This is a genomic window from Mycobacterium sp. (genome assembly GCF_040398885.1).
GTDB lineage: Bacteria > Actinomycetota > Actinomycetes > Mycobacteriales > Mycobacteriaceae > Mycobacterium.
Window position 1 is genome coordinate 1 of sequence record NZ_JBBATF010000260.1, and the last position, 2,567, is coordinate 2,567.

Annotated in this window: 2 protein-coding genes; both read left to right on the forward strand. The window is 70.7% G+C overall.

What is annotated here, in order from left to right:
• A partial coding sequence (locus ADBZ5U_RS15730; RefSeq protein ID WP_526811754.1) for a DUF885 domain-containing protein occupies positions 1 to 1,198 on the forward strand: 1,198 nt, incomplete at its 5' end.
• A gap of 106 nt (positions 1,199 to 1,304) precedes the next feature.
• Positions 1,305 to 2,567, forward strand: a 1,263-nt coding sequence (locus tag ADBZ5U_RS15735; RefSeq protein WP_526811756.1) for a glycine hydroxymethyltransferase, incomplete at its 3' end; no start/stop codon positions are given.

Genomic DNA, 2,567 nt, shown 5'->3' on the forward strand with positions numbered 1-2,567 from the left:
CGAATACCTGTTGCTCGGCTTGCGGTTCGACCGCATCGAGGAAGGCTACGTCGACTCCTTCACCGGCGATCGGGCGCTGCGCCGGCAGGTGGCCGACGAGCCCGCTCCGGAGCCGTCGCAACTCGGCGCGCAGGCCCGGCGCCTGCTGGCCGCGCTGCCCGACGTGCCGCGAACCGGCGGGTTCACCGAGCAGCGCGCCGGGTTCATCGCCGCCCACCTGCGCGCGCTGGCCTGCTCGGCGCGCAAGTTCGCCGGTGCGGACGTCGGTTTCGTCGAGGAGGTGCGGGACTACTTCGACGTCGAGATCACCCGCGGCGACGAGGAGCGCTACCGGGCCGCTCATGCCCGCATCGGCGAGATCCTCGGCGGGGCCGGCCCGCTGGCGGGCCGGATGGAAGCCGCACGCCGGACCGAGGAGTTGCCGCCGGAACGCCTCGAGGAAGCCATCGGTGCGTTCTCCAGTGCGCTACGCGACGTCGTCCGCGCCAGGTACCCGCTTCCCGAGGGGGAGACAGTCGTCTACGAGGTGGTCAGTGACAAGCCGTGGTCGGGGTTCAACTACTACGAGGGCGACTACCGGTCCCGGGTGGCGGTCAACTCCGACCTCAAGCAGCAGATGTCCCATCTGCCCGGGCTGATCGCCCACGAGTCCTATCCCGGCCACCACACCGAGCACTGCCGCAAGGAACAGCGACTGGTCGCCGGCCTCGGTCAGGGCGAGCACACCATCTTCCTGGTCAACACCCCGCAGTGCCTGATGGCCGAGGGCCTGGCCGACCTGGCGCTGCACGCCGCGGTGGGACCCGGCTGGGGCTCCTGGGCGCAGGAGATCTACGCCGATCTGGGTCTGCGGTTCGACGGGGAGCGGGCCGAAGCGCTGTCCGCCGCCCGCGCCGAGCTGGCCGACGTCCGTCAGGACGCCGCGCTGATGCTGCACGACGAGCACCGCGACGCCGACCAGGTGTCCGCCTTCCTGCAGCGCTGGCTGCTGATCGACGACACCCGCGCACGCCAGTCGCTGCGATTCCTGTCCTCGCCGCTGTGGCGGGCCTACACCTCGACCTATGTCGAGGGTTACCGGCTGTTGCGCGGCTGGCTGGACGCCCGGCCGGACGGGGTGGGCCGGCACGAGCGGTTCGGCCGGCTGCTCGACGAACCGCTGATCCCCTCGGCGCTGCGTGCCGAACTCGCGGGGTAGTCGCGCGACTGTGCGGTTCCCTGCGCGACACGCCCGCGGCGGCGGGGAATTCCGCACAGTCGGCGGGGGTGGGGGCGCTTCGGCGGGCCGACTACGCTCTGGGGGCATGAGCACCGAAGCGATCCTGCCCGCCGTGACCGCGCCGGGCGCCGACTACGCCGCGACCGCCGGCGAGGCCTACCGGGCGGCGATGAAGGTCATCGAGTCCGTCGAACCGCGGATCGCCGCGGCCACGGCCAGGGAACTCGACGATCAGCGCAGTTCGCTGAAGCTGATCGCCAGCGAGAACTACGCCTCTCCGGCCGTGCTGCTGACCATGAGCACCTGGCTGTCGGACAAGTACGCCGAAGGCACCGTCGGGCACCGCTTCTACGCCGGCTGCCAGAACGTCGACGAGATCGAGGCGATCGCAGCCGAGCACGCCCGGGAACTGTTCGGCGCGCCGTATGCCTACGTCCAGCCGCATTCCGGCATCGACGCCAACCTGGTGGCGTTCTGGGCGATCCTGGCCACCCGGGTGGAGGCGCCGGCCCTCGGAGACGCCGGCGTCAAGAACGTCAACGACCTGTCCGAGGCGGAGTGGGAACGCTTGCGCGCCAAGCTCGGCAGCCAGCGGCTGATGGGCATGTCACTCGACGCCGGTGGTCACCTGACCCACGGTTTCCGGCCGAACATCTCCGGAAAGATGTTCCAGCAACGCAGTTACGGCACCAACCCGCAGACCGGACTGCTGGACTACGACGCCATCGCCGCGGCGGCCCGGGAGTTCAAGCCGCTGATCCTGGTGGCCGGCTACTCGGCCTATCCGCGGCGGGTCGACTTCGCCAAGATGCGCGAGATCGCCGACGAGGTGGGCGCCACCTTCATGGTCGATATGGCGCACTTCTCCGGCCTGGTCGCCGGGAAGGTGTTCACCGGCGACGAGGACCCGGTTCCGCACGCCCACATCGTCACCAGCACCACGCACAAGTCCCTGCGCGGGCCGCGCGGCGGAGTCGTGCTGGCCACCAAGGAGTACTCAGACGCCGTCGACAAGGGCTGCCCGATGGTGCTCGGCGGACCGCTCTCGCATGTGATGGCGGCCAAGGCGGTGGCCTTCGCCGAGGCGCGTCAGCCGTCGTTCCGGGCCTACGCCCAACGGGTGGCCGACAACGCCCAGGCGTTCGCCGACGGTCTGATGCGCCGCGGGGCCCGGCTGGTCACCGACGGCACCGACAATCACATCGTGCTGCTCGACGTGCAGAGTTTCGGGCTGACCGGCCGGCAGGCCGAGTCCGCGCTGCTGGACGCCGGCATCGTCACCAACCGCAACTCCATCCCGGCCGACCCCAACGGCGCCTGGTACACCAGCGGCATCCGGTTCGGCACC